Here is a 25,177-nt window from a genome sequence, read left to right on the forward strand (position 1 = left end):
TTCGTCCCGGGCCGCGCTGCGCTTGCCCGGGCTACGGGGCCACGGCTGTCTGCGGACCGGTAGCCCGGGTAAGGCGTTTACGCCGCAACCCGGGGAGTGCGCCGGGGTTGAGGCTTTAGTGCGGCTTCGTCCCGGGCCGCGCTGCGCTTGCCCGGGCTCCGGGGCCACGACTGTCTGCGGGCCGGTAGCCCGGACAGGCGCGTCAAGCGCCGCCTCCGGGAAATGCTTACTCCGGGAACCACTGCTTGCTGATTTTCTCGTAGGTGCCGTCGGCTTTAATCGCCTTCAGCGCGGCGTTCAGTTTTTCCAGCAGCGCTTTGTTATCCGGGCGTACCGCAATGCCGAGGCCGGTACCGAAGTACTGCGCGTCGGTGACTTTCGGCGTTGCCGCGCCCAGCTGCGGGTTGGTTTTTAGCCACTCGTTGACCACGGCGGTATCGCCAAACACCCCATCAATACGGCCATTTTTCAGGTCGATAAACGCATTCTGGTAGCTATCGTAAGCTACGGTTTTCACTTCCGGATGTTTATCCTGCAGGTATTTCTGGTGCGTGGTGCCGTTTTCCATCCCGATACGCTTACCTTTCAGATCGGCAAAAGAGTGGAAGGCATCTTTCTTCGAGATAACCAGCGCGGAGTTAGCGTAGTACGGGTCGGTAAACGCCACCTGCTTGCTGCGCTCCGGGGTAATGTCCATGCCGGAGATGACCGCATCATATTTCTTAAATTTGAGCGCCGGGATCAGGCTGTCGAAGGCATGGTTGGTAAACGTACACTCAGCCTGCATCTGCTTACACAGCGCGTTTGCCAGATCGATGTCGAAACCGGCGATCTGGTTATTGGCGTCCATCGATTCAAACGGTGGGTAAGTTGCAGAAACGCCAAAGCTGATTTTTTCTGCGGCAGCGGCGCCAAAGGCGAAAGTGCTAAGCAGTGCGGCCAGAACTAACTTTTTCATTGTGAAACTCCCGTCGGTCAATCTTATGATGTTGTGCCGTGTCTGCGGCTGGGAGTAACAATGCCACTAATTGAATTTATATTCAATAATCATGGATATTTATTTTAATTAGAATAAAAAAAGACGGATAATTCAGTGAGCTTATCCGTCTTGATTTGGCTTTTTATGCGTTTTTAATTGCGTCGCTCAAAGGCCAGCGCTTTATGTTCCACCAGGCGCATCAGCAGCGTCAGCAGGCCATTGACCACCAGATAGACAATGCCAGCGGCGCCGAACACCATCACATCATAGGTACGCCCATAGAGCAGCTGGCTGTGACCCATCACTTCCATCAGGGTAATGGTGTAGGCCAGAGACGTACTCTTGAACACCAGCACCACTTCGTTGGAGTAGGAGGAGAGGGCGCGTTTAAAGGCGTACGGCAGCAGGATCGCCAGCGTATCTTTCTTACTCATTCCCAGCGCGCCGCAGGATTGCCACTGGCCATCCGGGATGGCGCGAATGGCGCCATAAAACAACTGCGTGGTATAAGCGGCGCTGTTGAGAGAAAGGGCGATCAGCGCGCAGAGCCAGGGCTCGGAAATCAGATGCCAGAGTACCGGATACTCCTGCAGCGACGGGAACTGTCCCGGGCCGTAGTAAATCAGGAAGATCTGCACCAGCAGCGGCGTGCCGGTAAACAGCGTGATATAGCCGCGCACGATCCACACCAGCCCCGGCGTTTTTAGCGTCAGAATGATGGTGAAGATCAGCGACAGAATCAGCGCTACGACGATAGAGGCTGCGGTCAGCGTCAGGCTGGTATGCAGCCCTTTTAGCAGTTCGGGTAAGTAATCAAGCATCAGCCTGGTCTCCGTTCGAAGCGCGTCGCACGCTGGTCAATACGTTTCAGAATGTACTGACTCAACAGGGTGATGACCAGATAGATTGCCGCCGCGATGATATACCAGTTAAACGGCTCCTGGGTTCGGGTGGCGATGCTTTTAGTTTGCAGCATCAGATCGTTGACGCTGATCAGGCTCACCAGCGCGGTATCCTTCAGCAGCACCAGCCACTGGTTGCCGAGTCCCGGCAGCGCGTGGCGCCACATTTGCGGCATCACTAAGCGAAAGAAAATAGCGGCTTTCGATAATCCCAGCGCCTGACCGGATTCCCATTGCCCCTGCGGAACGGCTTTAAGCGCCCCGCGCAGGGTCTGCGATGCGTAAGCGGCATACAGCAGAGAAAGCGCGATAGCCCCGCAGAGGAACGGACTGACGTCGAAGTTTTCAATCTGCATTTGTACCGGGATCTGCACAATGCCGAGATTGATCGTAAAACCGTCAGAAAGGGTCAGCAGCAGCTGTGAGGAACCAAAATAGATAAACAGAACCACCAGAATTTCCGGTAGTCCGCGCAAAAGGGTGACAATGCCGGTTGCGAGCCAGGCGACCGGACGCAGCTTTACCGACTCGAGGACGGCAAAGAGCATCGCCAGCACCAGGCCGATGATCAGGGCGCAAACGGCAAGGCCGACGGTCATCCCGGCGGCGCTTGCTAATGGAAAAAATTCGTTCATTCAGCGTTACTTCTGGAACCATTTGTTATAGATAGACTGGTAAGTCCCATCGCTTTTCACTTTTTCCAGCGCAGCGTTAAATTTCTGCTGCAGTTCGGTATTGCCCTGGCGCAGCGCAATGCCGAGACCGGTGCCGAAGTAGTCTTTATCGGTCACCTTGTCGCCCACCGCGGCCAGCTTCGGATTGCTCTTCAGCCATTCGGTCACCACGGCGGTATCGCCGAATACGGCATCAATACGGCCGTTCTGCAGGTCCAGCTTCGCATTCTGGTAGCTGTCGTAAGGAACGGTCGTGATTTCCGGGTGTTTGTCGGTGATGAATTTCTGGTGAGTGGTGCCGTTCTGCACGCCGACTTTCTTGCCTTTCAGGGCGTCAATGCTGGTGAATTTACCCTGCTGGCCGACGAACAGCGCGGAGTTTTCATAGTACGGGGTGGTGAACAGCACCTGTTTTTCACGCTCAGGGGTGATGTCCATCCCGGCCATGACCGCGTCGAAACGGCGGAACTTCAGGCTGGGGATCAGGCTGTCGAAAGCCTGGTTGGTAAAGGTGCAGGTGGCATCAATCTCTTTACACAGCGCGTTCGCCAGATCGACATCAAAGCCGACAATTTTGTTATTGGCGTCGATCGATTCAAACGGAGGGTAGGAGGCCTCGGTGGCGAAACGAATGGTCTGGGCTGCGGTAGCGGAGAGGCTCATGCCCGCAAGAAGAGCGGCAATCAGTACTTTTTTCATCGTCATTTCCCCGAAAACATCAATGTGAAAGATAGTTTTTAAACGCGTCGGTCTGCGGATGCGCGAAGCAGCCGGCATCACCTTGTTCAACGATATGGCCATTTTCCATATAGACCACGCGGCTGGCTGTTTTGCGCGCCACTTCCACTTCGTGGGTGACGATAACCTGCGTAATACCGGTTTCAGCCAGTTCGCGGATAATACTGACGATCTGGGCGGTGATTTCTGGATCGAGCGCCGCCGTGGGTTCATCGAACAGCAGAACCTGCGGTTCCATCATCAGGGCGCGGGCAATAGCGACGCGCTGCTGCTGGCCGCCGGAAAGATGCAGCGGGTAGCGATCGCTATAGGGTTTCAGGCGCAGACGTTCGAGCAGCTTTTCAGCGCGGGCGAGAGCCTGATCTTTGCTCAAACCGAGCACGCGGCAGGGAGCTTCAATCAGATTTTGCTGCACGGTCAGATGCGGCCACAGATTGTACTGTTGGAACACCATACCCACGTTCTGGCGCAGCTCGCGAATGGCTTTGTCAGAAGGCGCTTTGGTAAAGTCGAAATGATTTCCGGCGATATGCAGCGTACCGGAACGCGGCATCTCCAGCAGATTAAGGACGCGCAGCAGCGAGCTTTTACCGGCACCGCTTGGGCCGAGCAGCACCAGCGTTTCCCCCTGCGGGCAATCCAGCGTGATGTCGAACAGCGCCTGGTGTGCGCCGTAGAAGCAATTAATGCCGTTTAATTTTATGCTCATCTGGGCAGTCTGATACATATAGCAATTGAGGCCGCAAATAGTACCTTTGGCAGAATAGTTATGCAATATTTATGCGTTAAAAGTTAAATGTAAACCATGTTTACATTTAAAGTTAGCACAAAATATGGCTTCGTGAAGGTGGGATAAGTCAATGTCGGCATTACCAGCGGAAATGCCGACATTTTACCGGGGTTATTTCATTCGGCCCGAGCGGCCCAACGCCTGGATTAGCGTTTTTCCAGACTCTGACGCAGGGTGCCCGCCGGCGCATGGGCGTTGTTGCCGAGGTAGCGCACGTCATCCACGGCCCAGCACTGGCCTTCCTGAATCATCAGCACTTCGTCTTTCCAGCTTTGGGTGCCCTGTTTCAGCTCCACGCGCAGGGGAATATTGCGCGCGTCGCGATTAGGGATGGTGGAGGCGCTGGCGACATCGGCGCTGTCGGCTGGCGTTGTGCTACTGGAGAAAAGATTTGGCTGCAGCAGGGCGTTGTTAGACGGGTCCTGACGCGCGTCGTTCAGCAGTTTTGCCAGACCGTCGCTCAGGTATGGGCGCAGCGCGGTTAAATCGCTGTTGCGGTGCTGTGCCTGATAGTCATAAAACTTCTGCGCTACGTCATCCGGGCCGCCTTCGATGCAGGGGCCGCTGCGGGTGCCGTTATCTTTGTACGCAGGCGTGACGGTAGTACAGGCGCTGAGCGCCAGCGCGCAGGGGAGGACTAATGCAAGAACTTTGTAGCGCATGATGATTTCCTTATGAGCTCACTACGTTAGAATATCTTTTCAAGCATAGTGTATCAGATAGGGATTGTGCTTGACCCTTAGAGCTAACGCATTGAACGCTAAAGAAGGAGTTTCATCATGCAATTTTCCACCACTCCGACCCTCGAAGGTCAGCCCATCATTGAATACTGCGGCGTCGTCACGGGGGAAGCGATTCTCGGCGCCAACGTATTCCGCGATTTTTTCGCCAGCATCCGCGATATCGTCGGCGGTCGTTCCGGCGCCTATGAAAAGGAGCTGCGTAAGGCCCGTGAAATTGCGTTTGAAGAGCTGAGCGAGCAGGCGAAGGCGCTGGGCGCCAATGCGGTGGTCGGGATTGATATTGACTACGAAACCGTAGGTAAAGATAGCAGCATGCTGATGGTCAGCGTTAGCGGCACCGCGGTGAAGACCCGCCGATGAGAGCTTGCCGGGCAGGCGTACTGCTGGCGCTGCTGCTGGCGGGCTGCGCCAGCGAAAAAGGTATTATCGATCGCGATGGCTATCAGCTGGATACGCGCCATCCGGCGCAGGCGGCTTATCCGCGCATCAAAGTGCTGGTGATTCACTACACCGCCGATGATTTCGACGTTTCGCTGGCGACGCTGACGGATAACCAGGTGAGCTCTCACTACCTGATCCCGGAGAAACCGCCGCTGCACGGAGGCAAACCGCGGATCTGGCAGCTGGTGCCGGAAGAGGAACTGGCCTGGCATGCGGGCGTCAGCTTCTGGCGCGGCAGCACGCGCATTAACGACACTTCGATTGGCATCGAGCTGGAGAACCGCGGCTGGCAAAAAACGGCGGGGGTGAAAAGCTTTACGCCGTTTAATCCGGCGCAGATTGACGCCCTGATCCCGCTGGCGAAAGATATTATCGCCCGCTACCACATCGCGCCGCAGAACGTGGTCGCCCATGCGGATATCGCGCCGCAGCGCAAAGACGATCCGGGGCCGCTGTTCCCGTGGCGCAGGCTGGCCGAGCAGGGGATTGGCGCATGGCCTGATGCCCGGCGCGTGGCATTTTATCTGCAGGGCCGTCCGTCATACGAGCCGGTAGACGCCGCAGCGCTGCTGGACGTCCTGGCGCGCTACGGCTATCAGGTGACGCCGGAAATGACGCCAGCGCAGCAGAAGCGGGTCATTATGGCTTTCCAGATGCACTTCCGTCCCGCGCGCTGGGACGGGGTTGCCGATGCGCAAACCCTGGCGATAGCCGAAGCGCTGCTGGAAAAGTACGGGCGTGGTTAATAGTGCAGCTTGCCGTGGTCCTTCAACCACGCGGCGGTGCGGAGAATCCCTTCATCCATCGTGATGACCGGCTGATAGCCTAGCTCCTGCTGGGCGCGGGAGATATCAAGAGTAAAATCAAAGTTCAGCTTAGAGACGCCGTAGTGGGTAAATGCGGGCTCTTTCGCTGACTTATTGCCAAAGCGCTCCATGCTGCGGGCGATGATATCCAGCATGGGATAGGGAACCGAACGGATGCGGCACTTAATCCCCAGCTCGTCTATGAGTTTCTGCACAATGCTGTGCAGGGTTTGCGGTTCGCCGTTAGTAATGTTGTACGCGCGGGCCGAGGGCAGAAGGTCACTCTGCGGCTGGCTGGCGAGCCACATCGCGTGTACCGCGTTTTCATAGTAGGTCATATCCACCAGCGCGCTGCCGCCGCGCGGCAACAGGACGCTGCCGTAGTGCTGCATCATCTGCGCCAGGCGCGGGATAAACACTTTATCATGCGGGCCAAACAGGCTTTGCGGACGCAGGATTGTAAAACGGGTATTTGGGTTGGCCTGCGCCAGCAGATTGATCACATCTTCGCTTGCCGCCTTGCTGCGGGCGAATTCGTTGGCGAAACGCTGCGGGCGGAAATCCTCCGCAACATCGCGATGATGGTGATAATCAAAATAGAGCGACGGCGAAGAGATATGCACGAAGTTGCGCACGCCCCAGGCAACCGCCCACTCGCCGAGACGCCGGGTCGCGCGCACGTTAGCTAAATCGAAGGCCTGCTGGGTGCCCCACGGCGAGGTAAAGCTGGAACAGTGCCACAGGGTATCGATACCGGCGAGCATCACTTTGGCCTGCGAAGAGACCAGCTCGGTTAAGTCCGCAGGGACGAACTCTGCGCCCATTTTGCTCAGAAGCTTGCCCATCGCTTCGTTGCGCCCGGTCGCTCTGACGCTAATGCCCCTGTTACGCAGATATTCCACCGCGTTGCGGCCCAATCCGCTGGTCGCACCGGTAACCAGTACCTTCATATCGATCCACTGTTTAACAAAAGAATTTCGTGCGCATTTTTCCGTGATTCTGACTACGATGCAATGAGAATCATGAAAGAATTCTGCACCTATACTCTATTTGATGGTGATTTGCTCCGCCAGGTGGGCGATGCGTCGCGCCATACCGCGAAAAATAAACAGATGCGCCGGGATCATCAGCAGCCAGTAGAAAAGCCCCGGCATACCGTGCGGGTGCCACCAGGCGCGCACGTCCAGTTCGCGATGATCGCCTTTATCGCGCAGGGTAAAGCTCAGGCGGCCAAGGCCGGGCGCTTTCATGCCGAATAACAGCGTCAACTGCTTTTCCGGCTCGACGATAATCACCTTCCAGCTGTCCACCGCATCGCCGGTCTGCAGATATTCATTTTCCGGGCGACCTTTTGCCAGCCGGTGACCGACCAGCAGATCCATCACCCCGCGCGTTTTCCACAGAGCGTTGCCGAAGAAATAGCCCTCTTTGCCGCCAATTTGGTTGACTACCTTCCACAGCGCAGCAAGGCTGGCGGAAGTGTTAACGGTACAGCCTGCCTGTTTCGGATAGTAGCCGTACTCGGGCCGCCAGCGGGCGAAGGCCTGCGCATCGTAGCCCCAGTCGCTGGAGTTCACCAGCTGCTCCTCTTCTTTAAGCGTAAGGCGCACCGCTTCATCAAACGCGATAAGCGGTTGAGGAATTAAGGCCCGCAGGGCCCGATCGTCGGCAATCAGATCGTGCTTTAGCCCCTGGATCAGCGCTTTGGCCGTGGTTGGCGGCACTGAGGTAATGACGTTGAGAAACCACACCGAAATCCAGCGGGTCGGGAAAGGGATGGGGATCAGCGGGCGGCGTTTGCCGCTGACCGCCATAAAGCGGATGAACTGCTGCTGATAGCTCAAAATTTCCGGTCCGGCGGCTTCAAACACCCGATGCTCGCGGGCCGGATGGTTTAGCAGCTGCAGCAGATAGTAGAGTAAATTTTCCAGCGCAATCGGCGTGGTGCGCGAGCGCACCCAGCGCGGCGGCGTCAGCACCGGCAGGTTGTAGACCATATCGCGCATCACTTCGAAGGCGGCGGAACCGGCGCCGACGATAATGCCGGCGCGAACTTCCGCTACCGGAACGCCCGATTCGCGCAGCAGATCGCCGGTGATCTGGCGGGCGCGCAGATGATCGGATTGCTCCTGCTTCTCCACCTGTAAGGAACTGAGAAAGATGACTTCGTTCACCGGCGACTTGCGCAGCGCGTCGCGAACGTTGAGGGCGACCCGCCGTTCGTGGCGGATAAAGTCCCCGCCTTCGCCCATCCCGTGCACCAGATAGTAAACGGTATCAGCCTGCGCCAGCAGGGCGGGTAGCGCGTCCGGCTGGTTTAAATCGAGCGAATAGCACTCGACGCCGGGGAGCTGCTGTTTTTTAAGCCTGTCGATCTGGCGTGCCGCCGCCAGCACGGTGAAGCCCTGCTCGCTGAGCCTTTTCACCAGATGCTGGCCGATATAACCGCTGGCGCCAAGCACCAGAATTCGCTGCGACACGCCGGACTCCTTAACGGTTTAAAAATGCCTGCCAGTGGCTAACCACCTCGGTGAGCTGCTGGCGGTTAACGTCAATATGCGTCACCAGGCGCACGATGGGCGAGGCGTTGATCAGCACCCCGCGTTCGCGCAGATACTCGCCCAGCGCGGCGGCGCGCGCTTCACCGACGCGAACAAACAGCATATTGGTATCATGACGCGTCACCTCGGCGCCGGCGGCGCGCAGCTGCTCCGCCATCCACGCGGCGTTGTCGTGATCCTCTTTTAAGCGCGCGACGTTGTTCTGCAGGGCATACAGGCCCGCGGCCGCCAGAATACCGGCCTGACGCATCCCGCCGCCGACCATTTTCCGCCAGCGGATAGCGCGGTGAATGTACTCTTCGCTCCCCACCAGCAGCGAGCCTACCGGCGCGCCGAGTCCTTTAGACAGGCAGATGGTGAAGGAGTCGCAGTAGCGGGCGATCTCGCGCAGCGCGCAGCCGTATTCCACGACGGCGTTAAAAATACGCGCCCCGTCAACGTGCAGCCCCAGGCCGCGCTGGCGCGTAAACTCCCAGGCATCTTTGAGATATTCACGCGGCAGCACTTTGCCGTTATGGGTGTTTTCCAGCGACAGCAGCCGGGTAGGGGCGAAATGGATATCGTCCGGTTTGATTTTGGCCGCGACTTTATCCAGCGGCAGGGAACCGTCCGCTGCGGCATCGATTGGCTGCGGCTGGATGCTGCCAAGCACCGCCGCGCCGCCGGCTTCGTAGAGATAGTTATGCGCGCCCTGGCCGACGATATACTCTTCGCCGCGCTGGCAGTGGCTGAGCAGGGCGACCAGGTTGGCCTGGGTGCCGCTAGGCAGGAAGATAGCGGCCTCTTTGCCCGCCAGGTCGGCGGCAAAGCGCTGGAGTTCGTTAACGGTCGGGTCATCGCCATACACGTCATCCCCGACCGGAGCGGCCATCATGGCTTCCAGCATGGCGCGGCCCGGACGGGTAACGGTATCGCTGCGTAAATCTATCATGTCATATCCTTATACACTTCATCCTTCGCGCTGCCCCGGCGTTGGCTGCTCCCTCAAACCCCGGTCACAGAGTTATCTCTGCGCCCGGGGATTTTCGGCCTTGCCGCCTTGAGGCAACACGAATAATTTTGCGTATGAATTGAAAAGGATATTTTTACCTTAGCCAGTTAGTTTTCGCCAGTTCGATAACTTCGTCGCCGCGGCCGCTGATAATCGCGCGCAGCATATAAAGGCTGAAACCTTTGGCCTGCTCCAGTTTAATTTGCGGCGGCATCGCCAGTTCTTCACTGGCGACGACCACATCCACCAGGACCGGGCCATCGGTAGCGAAAGCGGTTTGCAGCGCTTCATCAACCTCTGACGCGCTTTCAACACGTATGCCCTTGATGCCGCACGCTTCGGCGATGCGGGCAAAGTTGGTGGCGTGAAGTTCAGTGCCGTCTGTCAGATAGCCCCCGGCCTTCATCTCCATCGCCACGAAGCCCAGTACGCTGTTATTGAAGATAACGATCTTCACCGGCAGCTTCATCTGCGCCAGCGAGAGAAAATCCCCCATCAGCATGCTGAAGCCGCCGTCGCCACACATTGCCACAACCTGACGGTCAGGGGCGGTGGCCTTCGCACCGATGGCCTGCGGCATGGCGTTAGCCATTGACCCATGGTTGAACGATCCGAGCAGGCGACGCTTGCCGTTCATCTGCAAATAGCGCGCGGCCCAGACGGTCGGCGTACCCACGTCGCAGGTAAAGATGGCATCGTCGTCGGCATAGTGGCTGATGCGCTGCGCCAGATACTGCGGATGAATTGTTTTGTCGCTGGGCTTCGCCAGGTCATCAAGCCCCTTGCGCGCGTCGCGATAGTGTTCCAGCGCTTTATCGAGGAACTTACGGTCGGTTTTCTCCTCAAGATGCGGCATCAGCGCGCTGAGGGTCGATTTAATATCGCCGACCAGCGCCATATCCACTTTACTGTGGGCGCCAATACTGCCGGGATTGATATCAATCTGAATGATTTTCGCGTCCGTCGGGTAGAAGGCGCGATAGGGGAACTGGGTGCCGAGCAGCACCAGGGTGTCAGCGTTCATCATGGTGTGGAAGCCGGAGGAGAAGCCAATCAGTCCGGTCATCCCCACATCATAAGGGTTGTCGTATTCTACGTGCTCTTTGCCGCGCAGCGCGTGAACGATAGGCGCTTTGAGCTTCTCGGCGAAGTCTACCAGCTCTTTATGCGCTCCGGCGCAGCCGCTGCCGCACATCAGGGCGATGTTGCTTGAATAGCGCAGCAGCTGGGCCAGCTTTTTCAGCTCTTCTTCCGCCGGCGTCACGTGCGGCAGCGGCGCGTGGTACCAGTGGCTGCTGGCGCTTTCCGGCGCGGCTTTCAGCGCAACGTCGCCGGGAAGCACCACTACCGAGACGCCGCGGTTAATCACCGCTTTGCGCATGGCGATGGCCAGCACCTGCGGGATCTGTTCCGGGGTGGAGACCAGTTCACAGTAGTGACTGCATTCCCGGAACAGCTCCTGCGGATGCGTTTCCTGAAAATAGCCGCTGCCGATTTCGCTGGAAGGAATATGGGCGGCGATGGCCAGAACCGGAACGTGATTGCGGTGGCAGTCGAAAAGGCCGTTAATCAGATGCAGGTTGCCCGGCCCGCAGGAGCCTGCGCAGACCGCCAGTTCGCCGGTAAGCTGCGCTTCCGCCCCGGCGGCGAAGGCGGCCACTTCTTCATGGCGCGTGGGCATCCAGTCGATGGTCCCCATACGGTTCAGGCTGTCGCTTAAGCCGTTGAGCGAATCCCCGGTTACGCCCCAAATACGTTTAACGCCAGCCTGTTCAAGAGTTTTGGCTATGTATGCCGCCACGGTCTGTTTCATGGTTCTCCATCTCCTTTTTGTGATAACGCTTACAAGCTTAGATGAAACTGCCAGTTACGCTCGCTTTCCCCCCTCATTTTTCGCTGGTTTTTTTCAGCAAAAACTCCGCATAATCTGAGCTCACATAAAGTGGTAAACAGGAATCATTTCAAATGGTTAAATCGCTGTTAAATGCTGTTAATAAACTGCTATCCCATGACGATTTCGGCAAACTCTTGTTACGACTTGCCGTTGGCGGGCTGATGCTGTTTCACGGGTTGCATAAGCTATTTGATGGCGTAGGGGGAATCAGCAATATGCTGGTAGCAAAAGGATTGCCGGGGTTTATCGCTTATGGGGTTTTAGTGGGCGAGGTGGTAGCGCCTTGCCTGCTGATTCTGGGAGTGCTTACGCGTCCGGCGGCGCTGGTGCTGGCGTTTACGATGGTCGTGGCCTGGCTGATGGTGGGGACGGGCAAAACCTTTGCGCTGGATGCGGTAGGCGCGTGGGCGATTGAGAGCCTGGTCTATTTCTTTGTTGGCGCGCTGGCGATTGCCTTCCTCGGGGCAGGGCGCTATGCCATCGGCGGCAATTCGGCCTGGCGGTAAACATTGCCGGACGGCGTTGCGCCATCCGGCAGCTGAGGGTTAAGCCAGTACCAAATCACCCTGCGGGTGGCAGGAGCAGGCCAGCACGTAGCCTTCAGCGATTTCCGCATCGGTTAACGTCATGGTACTGCTGACGGTATATTCTCCGGAAACCACTTTGGTTTTGCAGCAGCCGCAGACGCCTGCGCGACAGGCGACGGTAACCGGCACCTTATTGCTTTCCAGCGCTTCGAGCAGCGTGGTGCCGACCGGCGCGTAGAACGCTTTCGCCGGCTGCAGTTTGGTGAACTTCAGGCCGCTGGTAGCGGCTTCGGCTACCGGCGTAAAGAACTGCTCTTTAAAGAAACGCGTCGCGCCCAGCGCTTTCACCTCCTGCTCAACCCAATCCATATACGGCGCCGGGCCGCAGGTCATCACGGTACGAGAGGTCAGATCCGGTACGCTTTTCAGCAGATCGGTCGTCAGTCGGCCAGAAACAAAACCGTGGGTGGCATTGTTTTCAGCGACTAAGGTCACCGGATATTCGCGCCATTCGTCGGCAAAAATAACATCTTGCGGTGAACGAACGTTAAAGATCACCTGCACATCGGCCTGCGGGCGGTACTTTGCCAACCAGCGACGCATTGACATGATTGGCGTAACGCCGCAGCCAGCAGCCAGCATCAGGAACTTATCTTCAGCCTTATCTTCACAGGTAAATTCACCCATGGCATCGGACAGCCAGATATAGTCGCCGCGCTTCACGTCGCGGGTCAGCCACTGTGAGCCTGCGCCATCGTCAATCCGACGGATGGTCAGCGTGATGTACTCGCTTACTCCCGGCGTCGATGAAATGGTGTAAGCACGCAGCGTCTCCGCTGAATTACGTACGCTGACCAGTGCATACTGCCCGGCACGGTACGGATAATAGTCGTGGCACAGCAACGAAATTGTCCATACATCCGGCGTTTCCTGATGGATGTGATGAACCTGCATCCGCCATGGGCACTGATGAGTTGGCATTGTCATTCTTTACTCCTTACGCGCTCAGCAGCTGCTTCATGTCTTCTTCAACGGTGGTCACGGAACGCAGACCGAATTTCTCGTTGAGAACGGCCAGCAGGTCCGGCGTGAAGAAGCCCGGCGCCGTCGGGCCGGTGACGATATTTTTCACGCCCAGCGACAGCAGGGTCAGCAGAATAACAATCGCTTTCTGTTCAAACCAGGAGAGCACCAGAGACAGCGGCAGGTCGTTCACGCCACAACCCAGTTTCTCAGCCAGGGTGACCGCCAGGATGATGGCAGAGTAAGCGTCGTTACACTGACCGGCATCGACCAGACGCGGCAGACCTTCGATATCGCCGAATTCGAGTTTGTTGAAACGGTATTTACCGCAGGCCAGGGTCAGGATCAGGCAGTCGTCCGGTACGCTGGTGGCGAAATCGGTGAAGTAGTTACGTTCGCCGCGCGCCCCGTCGCAGCCGCCCACCAGGAAGATATGGCGCAGTTTTTCACGGCTCACCAGGTCGATCAGCGTATCAGCCGCGCCCAGCAGGGTCTGACGACCGAAGCCAACGGTGATCAGGTGCGGGATCTCGCTGTACGGGAAGCCCGCCATCTGCTGCGCCTGGGCGATAACCGGGGCGAAATCTTCGCCTTCCAGATGATTGACGCCTGGCCAGCCGACGATGCTGCGGGTCCAGATACGGTCGTCATAGGCGCCGACGGTTGGGTCGATGATGCAGTTAGAGGTCATCACAATCGGGCCAGGGAAGCGGGCAAACTCGACCTGCTGGTTTTGCCAGCCGCTGCCGTAGTTACCAATCAGATGCTTGAATTTACGCAGTTCCGGGTAACCGTGCGCTGGCAGCATTTCACCGTGGGTGTAGACGTTAACCCCGGTACCTTCGGTTTGCTCCAGCAGGTTGTACAGATCTTTCAGGTCATGGCCGGAAATCAGAATGCATTTGCCTTCGGTCGCTTTGACGTTGACCTGAGTCGGGGTGGGGTGACCATATTTGGTGGTCTCACCAGCGTCCAGAATGCTCATCACTTTGAAGTTCATCTGGCCGATTTCCATCGAGCACTCCAGCAGCGCGTTCATATCGGCAGGCCAGGTACCGAGCCACGCCATGATTTTATGGTACTGGGCGTAGATGTCGTTGTCGTACTGACCCAGAACGTGCGCGTGCTCCATATAAGCCGCAGCGCCTTTCAGGCCGTACAGGCACAGCAGGCGCAGGCCGAGAATGTTCTCGCCGATGGCCGCTTTGTCTTTGTTCGGGGTGAATTCCGCCGCCTGGCGCTGCAGGTCGCCCAGATCGTCGCTCGCCAGCTGCAGATCGGCCATCGGGTTGTTAACCGTCGCGTGGGCATCAATATTCAGGCACTGGGCTTTCAGCGCTTCACGCAGGGTGATGGCCTCGCGCGCATAGCCAACGATACGCGGGGAATCGAAGTTAACGTTGGTCAGCGTGGAGAAAAAAGCGCGCGGCGCAAAGCTATCGATGTCGTGGTCGATGATGCCGTATTCACGGGCTTTAAGCGCCCAGGCGGAGAGTCCCTGCAGAGAGGCAATCAGCAGATCCTGCAGATCGGACGTTTCGGCCGTTTTCCCGCACATACCCTGCGCGTAAGAGCAGCCGTTCCCTGCCGGGGTACGGATGGTTTGTTCACATTGCACACAAAACATGGTCACACCTTTTTTAAAGTTATATTTAATATACATGTTTAAGGTTATGCCCGAGCGCGAGAAGAGAAAAGGTATTTCTGATACAACTTACGGGGAGATTGATTTAGCGCAAAATTGGCGGCAGAAGACTACCGCCAGAGAGGTATTAAGCGGAGAAGAAAGCCATCAATATGGGCACCAGCAGACTGAGAATGAAGCCATGAACGATGGCCGCCGGCACAATCTCCACCCCGCCAGAGCGTTGCAGTACCGGCAGCGTAAAGTCCATTGATGTCGCGCCGCAAAGGCCCAGCGCGGTGGAACGGCTGCGGCGCACCAGTCCGGGGATAAGCATTATCGCCAGCAGCTCGCGGGCAAGATCGTTAAAGAAGGCCGCGCTGCCAATTACCGGACCATAGGATTCGGTCAGCAGGATCCCGGAGAGCGAATACCAGCCAAACCCGGAAGCCATGGCTAGGCCGGTTTTTAGCGGCAGGTCGAGAATAAAGGCGTTGATGATACCGCCCAGCAGTGAACTGACCATGACCACTACCGCGACAATCATTCCGCGGCGATTCAGTACGATCTGCCGCAGCGTCATGCCATTATTGCGCAGTTGAATACCGATGAGGAACAAAAGGAAGATCAGGGTATATTCGCTGGCCTCGGTGGCGTGTTGTAAAAAGGATATACCGCTCAGACCAATCATAAAACCAATAAATACCACGCCGCATAGCTGAAGGGATTCCAGAGCCATTGCCAGACGGGAGGGTAATTTTTCCTGACGATGATGATTTTGCCAGGGCATTTTTTGCTCGAGCCACATCAGGGCGGCAATATTGCACAGCAGAATAATAACGACGCTGACCGCCGCATAATGAAGGATCGCCAGGAGGTTGCTGGCCAGATTATCCAGGAAGGCCAGGCTAATACCCATAAAAAAGAGAATAACGTAGACAATCCAGCTCAGAAGTCGCGCGATGAGTTTAAGGGCTGATGGTCGATGAAGAGGAATAAGATAGCCTATAACCAACGGCAGCAGAATGATTAAAAGTCCCGAAAACATGAACGACCTGGTCCTTGCAGAATGAAAATAGCGCCCCTGACACTACCCAAATCGCCGGACTGAGTAAAGTGGTGGAAAAAAAGAAAGGCCCGGCAGCACCGGGCCTCAAGAAAAGTGGGGGAAGTTTAGCTGCGTTTTTCCAGCAGGGTGCGGTAGAGCACGCCGCCGAGAATGCCGCCGATAATCGGCATCACCCAGAATAGCCACAGCTGCTGCAGCGCCCAGCCGCCCTGAAATATCGCTACCGCGGTACTGCGCGCCGGGTTTACCGACGTGTTGGTGACCGGAATGCTGATCAGGTGGATAAGCGTTAGCGCCAGGCCAATAGCGATAGGAGCGAAGCCGGCCGGTGCGTTTTTATCCGTGGCGCCGTGAATGACCAGCAGGAAGCCGCAGGTCAGGACGATCTCAATCACAATAGCGGAGAGCATGGAGAAACCGCCGGGAGAATGTTCGCCATAGCCGTTCGATGCGAATCCGCTAGCGGCGGCGTCAAAGCCCGCTTTACCGCTGGCGACAACGTACAGAATAGCGGCGGCGATAATACCGCCGACAACCTGGGCGATAATATAACCAATCACGTCCCTGGCCGGGAAACGACCGCCGGCCCATAAACCTAAAGTTACCGCCGGGTTAAAGTGTCCGCCGGAAATATGACCGACGGCATACGCCATGGTTAATACGGTTAAACCGAAAGCCAGCGCGACGCCGGCAAAACCAATTCCCAGCTCAGGGAATGCCGCAGCCAGAACGGCGCTGCCGCAACCACCAAATACCAGCCAGAATGTACCAAAGCATTCAGCTGCTAATTTTCTAAACATAACCACCTCAATAAAAACGTAAACGCGCACGAGTTTTCGTGCCGGCCTTTATTTTCGCCACAAAGAATGACGACCAGAATAAAGCGACGCTATTCTAGGGACGATCGCCACCTTGGGACCAGTTAAATAAATTGATGTAATTTGATTTAGAACAATGCGCTGGGATTCCTTTTCATGTCGGATTTTTTAAAAGTGTAGAACAAAAACGGTTAAAAAAACGACTTTCAATGATGAATGCGTTTCTCAATTAAGTGAAGTACGGCGCATCACATTCCCCCCTGCAGCCATGAGCGATTCGCAGACGCCCGGAGTGTCATGTTGATGCTCACCTCGCTATACTGCTGATAACTGAAGGAGATAGTCGCCACTGAGCGGAGGGCATATGCATCTTGAGCGCGTAGAAATAGTCGGTTTTCGCGGCATTAACCGATTATCGTTGATGCTGGAACAAAATAACGTGCTGATTGGCGAAAATGCCTGGGGTAAATCCAGCCTGCTGGATGCCCTGACGCTTCTCCTGTCGCCGGAGTTCGACCTCTATCATTTTGTTCGGGAAGATTTTTGGTTTCCGCCCGGCGATATTCAGGGGCGCGAGCATCATCTGCATATCATCCTGACCTTCCGTGAAAATGAACCCGGTCGCCATCGGGTTCGACTCTATCGTCCTCTCAGCAGCTGCTGGGTTCCCTGCGACGATGGCTATCAGCGCGTTTTCTATCGCCTGGAGGGGGAGCTTGCCGATGACGACAGCGTGATGACCCTGCGCAGCTTTATTGATGGTGAAGGGAAAGCGCTGGAGCTTGACGATATTGATGAACTCGCCCGTCACCTGGTACGGCTGATGCCGGTTCTGCGGCTACGCGACGCCCGTTTTATGCGGAGGATCCATAACGGTACCGTGCCGCATTCGCCGCAGATCGAGATTACCGCCCGCCAGCTCGATTTTCTCTCCCGCGAGCTGGTGCATCATCCGCAAAATTTAACCGATGGGCAGATCCGCCAGGGGCTGTCGGCTATGGTGCAATTGCTGGAGCACTATTTTGCCGAGCAGAGCAGCGCGCAGTCGCGCCATCGTCTGATGCGCCGTCATTCACATGATGAACAGCGCAGCTGGCGCTATCTGGACATCATCAACAGGATGATCGACAAACCCGGCGGGCGCAGCCATCGGGTGATTTTATTGGGGCTGTTTTCGACTCTGCTGCAGGCGAAAGGCACGGTAAGGCTCGATCGCGATGCGCGGCCGCTCTTGTTGATTGAGGACCCGGAAACCCGGCTGCATCCTATTATGCTGTCGGTGGCCTGGCATTTGCTCAATTTACTGCCGCTGCAGCGGGTGACGACAACGAACTCCGGCGAACTGCTGTCATTAACGCCCGTCGAGCACGTCTGTCGGCTGGTGCGTGAATCTTCACGAGTGTCGGCCTGGCGGCTGGGGCCCGGCGGGATGAATGCGGAAGACAGCCGGCGCATCGCGTTTCATATTCGCTTTAACCGTGCTTCATCGCTGTTTGCCCGCTGCTGGCTGCTGGTGGAGGGGGAGACGGAAACCTGGGTTATCAACGAGCTGGCCCGCCAGTGCGGCCATCACTTTGATGCGGAAGGGGTGAAGGTCATTGAGTTTGCCCAGTCGGGTTTGAAGCCGTTGATTAAATTCGCCCGGCGAATGGGTATTGAGTGGCATGTGCTGGTGGATGGCGATGAAGCTGGGAAGAAATACGCCGCCACCGTTCGCAGTTTGTTGAATGACGATAAAATGCTGGAGCGAGACCATCTCACCGCGCTACCGGCGATGGATATGGAGCATTTTATGTACCGTCAGGGCTTCGACGATGTTTATCACCGGGTCGCGCAGCTGCCGATGAATATACCCATGAATATGCGGCGGGTGATCACCAAAGCGATTCACCGTTCGTCAAAACCGGACCTGGCGATTGAAGTGGCTATGGAGGCCGGGCGGCGCGGAGTTGACGCCATTCCAGCACTGCTGAAAAAAATGTTCTCTCGCGTGCTATGGCTGGCGCGCGGACGCGCGGATTAGCGCTGGCCGCTGTTTCTCTCTTTCTGCCGGGCGATCCATCCCGGCAGGTCTTCATCTGCGCACCCTCAACTTCAGTTAAACAAAAATGAAGCGCATCTAAAAATGCGCGTTATTCTATTGCCGCATTTAGATAGAATTGTCGCGGGTTCTGCGGGTTAAAACATCAGGAATTGTTATGAAATTAAATGGAAAGCGCAGGAAAGTTTGGTGGCTGCTGGCGATTGTCGTGCTGGCCCTCGCCGTCTGGGGATGGCGAATTCTGAATGCGCCGCTGCCGCAGTATCAGACGCTGGTGGTGCGTAAAGGCGACCTTCAGCAGAGCGTGCTGGCGACCGGTAAGCTCGATGCGTTGAAAAAAGTGGACGTCGGGGCGCAGGTGAGCGGGCAGCTAAAAACGCTGCGCGTCGAGATTGGCGACAAAGTGAAAAAAGACCAGCTGCTGGGGGTTATCGACCCGGAGCAGGCGGAAAACCAGATAAAGGAAGTCGAAGCGACGTTGATGGAGCTACGGGCGCAGCTGAACCAGGCGCGCGCGGAACGTAAGCTATCTGCGGCGACGCTGGCTCGTCAGCAACAGCTGGCGCAGCGGCAGCTGGTCTCTCGCCAGGACCTCGATACCGCCGCGACCGACTTAGCGGTCAAAGAGGCGCAAATCGGCACGATTGAAGCCCAGGTCAAACGCAATCAGGCGACCCTGGATACGGCCAAAACCAACCTCGACTACACCAAAATTCTGGCGCCGATGTCCGGAGAAGTGACGCAAATCACCACCCTGCAGGGGCAGACGGTGATTGCCGCCCAGCAGGCGCCGAATATTTTGACCCTGGCCGATCTCAGCACCATGCTGGTGAAGGCGCAGGTCTCGGAAGCGGACGTCATTCATCTTAAGCCGGGGCAAAAGGCCTGGTTTACCGTACTGGGCGATCCGCTGACGCGCTATGAAGGAACGCTGAAGGATATTCTCCCGACGCCCGAAAAGGTCAACGACGCTATTTTCTACTACGCCCGTTTTGAAGTGCCGAACCCGCAGGGCATCTTGCGTCTGGAGATGACCGCCCAGGTGCATATTCAGCTCTCAGAAGTGAAAAATGTTATTACCATCCCGCTGAGCGCGCTGGGTGAGGCCATCGGCGATAACCGCTATCACGTGCGTCTGCTGCGTACCGGTGAAGTTAAAGAGCGTGAAATCGTTATCGGCGCGCGTAACGACACCGATGTGGCGGTGGTGAAAGGGCTGGACGAGGGGGATGAAGTTATTATCGGCGAAGGTGCGGCCGGAGCGGCGAAATGACGGCGTTACTGGAACTGCGTGATATTCGCCGCAGCTACCCCTCCGGCGATGGCAACGTTGAGGTGCTGAAAGGCATTACGTTGAACATTGCCGCCGGTGAGATGGTGGCAATCGTCGGCGCGTCCGGCTCCGGGAAATCCACGCTGATGAATATTCTCGGCTGTCTGGACAAACCGACCGGCGGTACCTACCGGGTCGCGGGAACGGACGTGGCTCGCCTCAACGGCGACGAGCTGGCGCGCCTGCGGCGGGAACATTTCGGTTTTATTTTCCAGCGCTATCACCTGTTATCGCATCTCACCGCGGCGCAGAACGTGGAAGTTCCTGCGGTTTATGCCGGCGCTGAGCGCAAAGCGCGCCTGGCCCGGGCCCATGAGCTGCTGGTTCGGCTGGGGCTGGGCGACAGAGCTGAATATCAGCCTTCGCAGCTCTCCGGCGGCCAGCAGCAGCGGGTGAGTATCGCCCGTGCCCTGATGAACGGCGGGGAAGTGATTCTGGCGGATGAGCCAACCGGTGCGCTGGACAGCCGCTCCGGCGAAGAGGTCATGGGGATCCTTCACCAGCTAAAAGCGCAGGGGCATACGGTGATTATCGTCACCCATGACCCGCAGGTGGCGGCCCAGGCGGAGCGGGTGATTGAGATACACGACGGTGAAATCGTGCGTAATCCGCCCGCGCTGAGTCCGGCGCAAGGCGGCGTACTGCGCCAGCGCACGGCGGCCGAACCGTCGGCGTGGCGTCAGTTCAGCAGCGGCTTTCGCGAAGCGCTGATCATGGCCTGGCGCGCTATGGCGGCGAATAAAATGCGTACGCTGCTGACGATGCTCGGCATTATTATCGGCATCGCTTCGGTGGTGTCGATTGTGGTGGTGGGCGATGCCGCGAAGCAGATGGTGCTGGCCGATATTCGCGCTATCGGAACGAATACCATTGATGTATATCCCGGCAAGGATTTCGGCGATGACGATCCCCGCTATCAGCAATCGCTCAAGTACGACGATCTGTTAGCTATTCAGAAACAGCCGTGGGTGAGCTCGGCGACCCCGGCGGTATCAAAAAGCCTGCGCCTGCGGGCGGATAACATCGACGTTGCCGCCAGCGCCGAGGGCGTGGGGGCGCAGTACTTTAACGTCTACGGCATGACCTTTAGCGAAGGCAATACCTTTAACGAGCTTCAGCTAAATAGCCGCGCGCAGGTGGTGGTGCTCGACAGCAACGCGCGCCGACAGCTATTTCCGCATAAAGCGCGGGTCGTCGGCGAAGTGATTCTGGTCGGCAATATGCCCGCGACGGTGATCGGCGTGGCGGATGAAAAACAGTCAATGTTCGGCAGCAGCAAAATTCTGCGCGTCTGGTTGCCCTATACCACGATGGCTGGCCGGGTGATGGGGCAGTCGTGGCTGAATTCCATCACCGTGCGCGTCAATGAAGGCTACGACAGCGCGGTTGCCGAGCAGCAGCTGTTGCGTCTACTGGAACTGCGTCACGGTAAGAAAGATGTTTTCACCTGGAATATGGACAGCATCTTGAAAACGGCGGAACGGACCACACATACATTACAGCTGTTTCTGACGCTGGTGGCGGTGATTGCGCTGGTGGTCGGCGGTATTGGCGTGATGAATATTATGCTGGTCTCCGTCACCGAACGCACGCGGGAGATCGGTATCCGTATGGCGGTCGGGGCGCGAGCCAGCGATGTCTTACAGCAGTTTTTGATCGAGGCGGTGCTGGTTTGCCTGGTCGGCGGGGCGCTGGGCGTCACGCTTTCGCTGCTGATTGCCTTTGTATTACAGCTGTTTTTACCCGGCTGGGAGATCGGTTTTTCACCGTTGGCGCTATTGACCGCGTTTTTATGCTCCACGCTGACCGGGGTGCTGTTTGGCTGGCTACCGGCGCGCAATGCGGCTCGTCTGGACCCCGTCGACGCCCTGGCGCGCGAGTAGCGATAAAAAAATGCCAGTCAGAAGGACTGGCATTTTGCTGGCGGGATGTACACAATGAAGCAAAAGAGTTATGCGGCTGTTTCTGTTTCTTCAGCTTCAACAGGGACAATCACGCTGGCGTGGTTACCTTTTGGCCCCTGGTGAACATCAAACCGAACCGCTTGTCCGGCTTTTAGCGTTCTGTAACCATCCATCTGGATGGTCGAGTAATGGGCGAAAATGTCTTCGCCGCCGCCCTCAGGGCAGATAAAACCGAACCCTTTGGCATTGTTGAACCACTTAACAGTACCCATTTCCATACTTCGACATCCTTCGTAAATCTTATAAGTAAGATGGAATGAACCGGTAGTGGAGTGACGAGTTGTTCATTTGCTCGCCAACTCTCGCCACTACAATTTAGAGAAATCAGGAAATGCGTCAAGCGATTGACGCCAGGGGACGGTGAAAAATGCGTCAAAATTTGAAGCAGTTAACGCTATTGCCGGGGAATGTGACAGACGTCGCGGATGGAAGTAATAGATGATAATTATCTATGATCTATTGTAGATTTGTGATGTGCATAGCCTCTGGTCATCGACAGGCCACCGCCTGTTGGCAACAGCAACCGATGATGAACACTGACGATGAGTAAGAGAGACTGGTTGGACTTCGATCAGCTAATTGAGGACGAAGTTAAAGATGCGCTTAAACCGCCATCTATGTATAAAGTGATATTAGTCAATGATGACTACACTCCAATGGAGTTTGTTATTGACGTGTTACAAAAATTCTTTTCTTATGATGTTGAACGTGCAACGCAACTGATGCTGACGGTTCACTATCAAGGTAAAGCGATTTGCGGGGTGTTTACCGCAGAAGTCGCAGAAACCAAAGTATCGATGGTGAACCAGTATGCGAGGGAGAACGAACATCCGTTGTTATGTACGCTAGAAAAAGCCTGAATGCAGGCAATAAACTTGGGGGAGGTGCCTATGCTCAATCAAGAACTGGAACTCAGTTTAAACATGGCTTTCGCCAGAGCGCGCGAGCACCGTCATGAGTTCATGACCGTCGAGCACTTGTTGCTGGCGCTGCTTAGCAACCCTTCGGCCCGCGAAGCGCTTGAAGCGTGTTCAGTGGACCTGGTCGCGCTGCGTCAGGAGCTTGAAGCCTTCATCGAACAGACCACACCCGTACTGCCTGCAACGGAAGAAGAGCGCGACACTCAGCCGACGCTGAGCTTCCAGCGCGTGCTGCAACGTGCTGTTTTCCACGTCCAGTCTTCCGGCCGCAGCGAAGTGACCGGCGCCAACGTTCTGGTCGCGATTTTTAGCGAACAGGAATCTCAGGCGGCATACCTGCTGCGTAAACATGAAGTCAGCCGACTTGATGTGGTGAATTTCATCTCTCACGGTACGCGTAAAGACGAGCCGAGCCAGTCTTCCGATAACAGCGGAAGTCAGCCTGGCAGCAGCGAAGAGCAAGCAGGCGGGGAGGATCGTATGGAAAACTTCACCACCAACCTCAACCAGCTTGCCCGCGTAGGCGGTATCGATCCGCTGATCGGCCGCGAGAAAGAGCTGGAACGTGCTATTCAGGTTCTGTGCCGCCGCCGCAAGAACAACCCGCTGCTGGTGGGGGAATCCGGCGTTGGTAAAACCGCTATTGCTGAAGGTCTTGCCTGGCGTATCGTGCAGGGCGACGTGCCGGAAGTGATGGCCGATTGCACTATCTATTCACTGGATATTGGCTCGCTGCTGGCAGGTACCAAATACCGCGGCGACTTTGAAAAACGCTTTAAGGCGCTGCTTAAGCAGCTGGAGCAGGACACCAACAGTATTCTGTTCATCGATGAGATCCACACCATTATCGGTGCGGGGGCGGCTTCCGGCGGGCAGGTCGATGCCGCTAACCTGATTAAACCGCTGCTTTCCAGCGGTAAGATTCGGGTCATTGGCTCGACGACCTATCAGGAGTTCAGCAACATCTTTGAAAAAGATCGTGCCCTGGCGCGGCGTTTCCAGAAAATTGATATCACCGAACCTTCCGTGGAAGAGACGGTGCAGATTATTAACGGCCTGAAGCCGAAGTATGAAGCGCACCACGACGTCCGTTACACCGCGAAAGCGGTACGTGCGGCGGTAGAGCTGGCGGTGAAGTACATTAACGATCGTCATCTGCCGGATAAGGCGATTGACGTGATTGATGAAGCCGGGGCGCGTGCGCGCTTGATGCCGGTGAGCAAACGTAAGAAAACGGTTAACGTAGCGGATATTGAGTCCGTGGTGGCGCGGATTGCGCGTATACCTGAGAAGAGCGTTTCCCGCAGCGATCGCGATACGCTGAAAAACCTCGGCGATCGCCTGAAAATGCTGGTCTTCGGCCAGGATAAGGCGATTGAGGCCTTAACCGAAGCGATCAAGATGGCGCGCGCCGGGCTTGGCCATGAGCACAAACCCGTCGGCTCTTTCCTGTTCGCCGGGCCTACCGGGGTCGGTAAAACCGAGGTTACCGTACAGCTGGCGAAGTCGCTGGGCATTGAGCTGCTGCGTTTTGATATGTCCGAATATATGGAACGTCATACCGTCAGCCGCTTAATCGGTGCGCCTCCGGGCTACGTCGGTTTCGATCAGGGCGGGCTGCTGACCGATGCGGTTATTAAGCATCCGCACGCGGTGCTGCTGCTGGATGAAATTGAAAAAGCGCATCCGGACGTCTTTAACCTGCTGCTGCAGGTGATGGATAACGGGACGCTGACCGACAACAACGGCCGCAAAGCGGATTTCCGCAACGTGGTGCTGGTGATGACCACCAACGCCGGGGTTCGCGAAACCGAGCGTAAATCCATTGGCCTCATCCATCAGGACAACAGTCCGGATGCGATGGATGAGATCAAAAAGATCTTTACGCCGGAGTTCCGTAACCGTCTCGACAACATTATCTGGTTCGATCATCTGTCTACGACGGTTATCCATCAGGTGGTGGATAAATTTATCGTCGAGCTGCAGGTTCAGCTGGATCAGAAAGGCGTCTCTTTGGAAGTCAGCCAGGAAGCCCGCGATTGGCTGGCCGAGAAAGGCTACGACCGGGCCATGGGCGCGCGTCCGATGGCGCGGGTGATTCAGGACAACCTGAAAAAACCGCTGGCCAACGAGCTGCTGTTTGGCTCACTGGTTGACGGCGGACAGGTGACCGTTGAACTGGATAAAGAGAAAAATGCGCTGACCTACGACTTCCAGAGTGCGCAGAAGCACAAACCGGAAGCGGCGCATTAAGTTTCGGTACTCAGTGACAAAACCGGCCTCAGTGAACTGCACCCAAAAAGTTGGACTCCCAACGAAGTAAGGTGCAGTTTTTTATG

At 56.6% G+C, this 25,177-nt stretch carries 23 protein-coding genes; 8 read left to right on the forward strand and 15 right to left on the reverse strand.

What is annotated here, in order from left to right; translation table 11 throughout:
* Positions 1–226: 226 nt before the first annotated feature.
* From artJ to ABLU88_RS26275, 6 genes are all read right to left on the reverse strand, one after another.
* Positions 227–958, reverse strand: a complete 732-nt coding sequence (artJ, locus tag ABLU88_RS26250; protein WP_014228605.1) for an arginine ABC transporter substrate-binding protein ArtJ — start codon at positions 956–958, stop codon at positions 227–229.
* A gap of 173 nt (positions 959–1,131) precedes the next feature.
* On the reverse strand, positions 1,132–1,800 hold the full coding sequence (gene artM, locus ABLU88_RS26255) for an arginine ABC transporter permease ArtM (RefSeq protein WP_014228606.1): 669 nt from the start codon (positions 1,798–1,800) through the stop codon (positions 1,132–1,134).
* Entirely contained in the window at positions 1,800–2,516 is a 717-nt protein-coding gene (gene artQ / locus ABLU88_RS26260) for an arginine ABC transporter permease ArtQ (protein WP_004100599.1), read from the reverse strand. Before artQ ends, artM begins: the two co-directional genes overlap by 1 nt.
* A gap of 6 nt (positions 2,517–2,522) precedes the next feature.
* Positions 2,523–3,254: an arginine ABC transporter substrate-binding protein ArtI gene (gene artI / locus ABLU88_RS26265; protein WP_004130868.1), complete on the reverse strand. Its 732-nt coding sequence runs from the start codon at positions 3,252–3,254 to the stop codon at positions 2,523–2,525.
* Between the two features lie 19 nt (positions 3,255–3,273).
* Entirely contained in the window at positions 3,274–4,002 is a 729-nt protein-coding gene (gene artP, locus ABLU88_RS26270) for an arginine ABC transporter ATP-binding protein ArtP (RefSeq protein WP_004111834.1), read from the reverse strand.
* Between the two features lie 227 nt (positions 4,003–4,229).
* Positions 4,230–4,745, reverse strand: coding sequence for a lipoprotein (locus tag ABLU88_RS26275; RefSeq protein WP_348838547.1), 516 nt, complete (start codon positions 4,743–4,745; stop codon positions 4,230–4,232).
* A 117-nt stretch (positions 4,746–4,862) separates the two neighbouring features.
* On the opposite strand from ABLU88_RS26275, the gene ABLU88_RS26280 reads away from it, so the two are divergent.
* Both ABLU88_RS26280 and ABLU88_RS26285 read left to right on the forward strand, forming a co-directional pair.
* Complete coding sequence (locus tag ABLU88_RS26280; protein ID WP_004100606.1) at positions 4,863–5,186, forward strand: heavy metal-binding domain-containing protein; 324 nt, start codon at positions 4,863–4,865, stop codon at positions 5,184–5,186.
* The gene (locus ABLU88_RS26285; RefSeq protein ID WP_014837943.1) at positions 5,183–6,013 is read left to right on the forward strand and encodes an N-acetylmuramoyl-L-alanine amidase; all 831 of its coding nucleotides are present in this window, start codon (positions 5,183–5,185) and stop codon (positions 6,011–6,013) included. Before ABLU88_RS26280 ends, ABLU88_RS26285 begins: the two co-directional genes overlap by 4 nt.
* On the opposite strand, the gene ABLU88_RS26290 is transcribed toward ABLU88_RS26285, so the two are convergent.
* From ABLU88_RS26290 to poxB, 4 genes are all read right to left on the reverse strand, one after another.
* Positions 6,010–7,023 carry an NAD(P)-dependent oxidoreductase gene (locus tag ABLU88_RS26290; protein ID WP_009653274.1) on the reverse strand — a complete coding sequence of 338 codons (1,014 nt, stop codon included), beginning with the start codon at positions 7,021–7,023 and terminating at the stop codon, positions 6,010–6,012. The two genes, ABLU88_RS26285 and ABLU88_RS26290, sit on opposite strands and share 4 nt — an antisense overlap.
* Positions 7,024–7,119: 96 nt before the next feature.
* Positions 7,120–8,553 (reverse strand): DUF2867 domain-containing protein, encoded by a 1,434-nt coding sequence (locus ABLU88_RS26295; RefSeq protein WP_025108288.1) that lies wholly within the window; start codon positions 8,551–8,553, stop codon positions 7,120–7,122.
* A 10-nt stretch (positions 8,554–8,563) separates the two neighbouring features.
* Positions 8,564–9,565, reverse strand: coding sequence for a low-specificity L-threonine aldolase (gene ltaE / locus ABLU88_RS26300; protein WP_032694256.1), 1,002 nt, complete (start codon positions 9,563–9,565; stop codon positions 8,564–8,566).
* Between the two features lie 154 nt (positions 9,566–9,719).
* Positions 9,720–11,438, reverse strand: coding sequence for a ubiquinone-dependent pyruvate dehydrogenase (gene poxB, locus ABLU88_RS26305; RefSeq protein WP_064358372.1), 1,719 nt, complete (start codon positions 11,436–11,438; stop codon positions 9,720–9,722).
* 152 nt (positions 11,439–11,590) lie between these two features.
* On the opposite strand from poxB, the gene ABLU88_RS26310 reads away from it, so the two are divergent.
* Positions 11,591–12,025: a DoxX family protein gene (locus ABLU88_RS26310; protein WP_014228613.1), complete on the forward strand. Its 435-nt coding sequence runs from the start codon at positions 11,591–11,593 to the stop codon at positions 12,023–12,025.
* A 39-nt stretch (positions 12,026–12,064) separates the two neighbouring features.
* Here ABLU88_RS26310 and hcr read toward each other — a convergent pair whose 3' ends face one another.
* From hcr to aqpZ, 4 genes are all read right to left on the reverse strand, one after another.
* Positions 12,065–13,033 carry an NADH oxidoreductase gene (gene hcr, locus ABLU88_RS26315; RefSeq protein ID WP_014228614.1) on the reverse strand — a complete coding sequence of 323 codons (969 nt, stop codon included), beginning with the start codon at positions 13,031–13,033 and terminating at the stop codon, positions 12,065–12,067.
* Between the two features lie 10 nt (positions 13,034–13,043).
* A complete protein-coding gene (gene hcp / locus ABLU88_RS26320) occupies positions 13,044–14,696 on the reverse strand; it encodes a hydroxylamine reductase (RefSeq protein ID WP_025108293.1) in 1,653 nt (550 codons plus the stop codon).
* Positions 14,697–14,841: 145 nt separating this feature from the next.
* Positions 14,842–15,741, reverse strand: a complete 900-nt coding sequence (locus ABLU88_RS26325) for a lysine exporter LysO family protein (RefSeq protein WP_014837946.1) — start codon at positions 15,739–15,741, stop codon at positions 14,842–14,844.
* Positions 15,742–15,866: 125 nt separating this feature from the next.
* Entirely contained in the window at positions 15,867–16,562 is a 696-nt protein-coding gene (aqpZ, locus tag ABLU88_RS26330; RefSeq protein ID WP_004849414.1) for an aquaporin Z, read from the reverse strand.
* A 382-nt stretch (positions 16,563–16,944) separates the two neighbouring features.
* Here aqpZ and ABLU88_RS26335 point away from each other — a divergent pair, with 382 nt between their 5' ends.
* The 3 genes from ABLU88_RS26335 to macB all read left to right on the forward strand — a co-directional run bounded on the left by ABLU88_RS26335 (position 16,945) and on the right by macB (position 21,837).
* Positions 16,945–18,603, forward strand: a complete 1,659-nt coding sequence (locus ABLU88_RS26335) for an ATP-dependent endonuclease (RefSeq protein ID WP_348838555.1) — start codon at positions 16,945–16,947, stop codon at positions 18,601–18,603.
* A 175-nt stretch (positions 18,604–18,778) separates the two neighbouring features.
* A complete protein-coding gene (gene macA / locus ABLU88_RS26340) occupies positions 18,779–19,894 on the forward strand; it encodes a macrolide transporter subunit MacA (protein WP_014228619.1) in 1,116 nt (371 codons plus the stop codon).
* Positions 19,891–21,837: a macrolide ABC transporter ATP-binding protein/permease MacB gene (macB, locus tag ABLU88_RS26345; protein ID WP_025108294.1), complete on the forward strand. Its 1,947-nt coding sequence runs from the start codon at positions 19,891–19,893 to the stop codon at positions 21,835–21,837. Before macA ends, macB begins: the two co-directional genes overlap by 4 nt.
* Positions 21,838–21,905: 68 nt before the next feature.
* On the opposite strand, the gene cspD is transcribed toward macB, so the two are convergent.
* Positions 21,906–22,136 carry a cold shock-like protein CspD gene (gene cspD / locus ABLU88_RS26350; RefSeq protein ID WP_004100627.1) on the reverse strand — a complete coding sequence of 77 codons (231 nt, stop codon included), beginning with the start codon at positions 22,134–22,136 and terminating at the stop codon, positions 21,906–21,908.
* Positions 22,137–22,460: 324 nt separating this feature from the next.
* Between cspD and clpS the strand changes: the two genes are divergently transcribed.
* Positions 22,461–22,778 carry an ATP-dependent Clp protease adapter ClpS gene (gene clpS, locus ABLU88_RS26355; protein WP_004100628.1) on the forward strand — a complete coding sequence of 106 codons (318 nt, stop codon included), beginning with the start codon at positions 22,461–22,463 and terminating at the stop codon, positions 22,776–22,778.
* Positions 22,779–22,808: 30 nt separating this feature from the next.
* On the forward strand, positions 22,809–25,091 hold the full coding sequence (gene clpA / locus ABLU88_RS26360; RefSeq protein WP_004849425.1) for an ATP-dependent Clp protease ATP-binding subunit ClpA: 2,283 nt from the start codon (positions 22,809–22,811) through the stop codon (positions 25,089–25,091).
* The last annotated feature ends 86 nt before the right edge of the window (positions 25,092–25,177 follow it).

Origin of the sequence: Klebsiella sp. GW_Kp182, assembly GCF_040062275.1 — a bacterium.
GTDB classification, from domain to species: Bacteria; Pseudomonadota; Gammaproteobacteria; order Enterobacterales; family Enterobacteriaceae; genus Klebsiella; species Klebsiella michiganensis.